Below are 387 nucleotides of genomic sequence, written 5' to 3'. Positions count from 1 at the left end.
CCCCCTATAGTGCGAAGTAACGATTTGTGTTGCTTGCATGACCGATATTCTTCTTTCAGCGGATGCCGAGGACGCTGACAGTCCCCATTACTTGCGTGCGCTGACCGACATGGCCGACCGGCGTACGGTGGTCGCAGATGCTGCCATCTACACCGACAATGGCATCAAGCTGGTGGAGAAGGGCGCGCGCATCGACAGCCGTCTGTACGACCGCCTGGTGCAGCACAAGCTGCGCGAACCCATTGAACGCCATCTGTCCATCGAAAACCCGGTGGACGTGCCATCACTGCTGGCCCTGGGCCAGATGCTGATCGAGCAGGAAACCCTGCCCGCCATGCTGGCCGAGGCCCTGGGCTCAGGTGCCCGGTTGCTGGCGCCCCTGAGGTC

General features: G+C 61.8%; 1 protein-coding gene. It reads left to right on the top strand.

The window, feature by feature from the left end:
* Positions 1-37: 37 nt before the first annotated feature.
* Positions 38-387 (top strand): hypothetical protein (locus GPA27_RS28700; protein WP_211165329.1); only part of this gene is annotated, 350 nt, incomplete at its 3' end.

It is taken from the genome of Aromatoleum toluolicum (genome assembly GCF_012911005.2).
In the GTDB taxonomy this organism is placed as follows: Bacteria; Pseudomonadota; Gammaproteobacteria; order Burkholderiales; family Rhodocyclaceae; genus Aromatoleum; species Aromatoleum toluolicum.
Note: the sequence above shows the minus strand (reverse complement) of the source record. Positions and strands in the feature narration are given on the sequence as shown.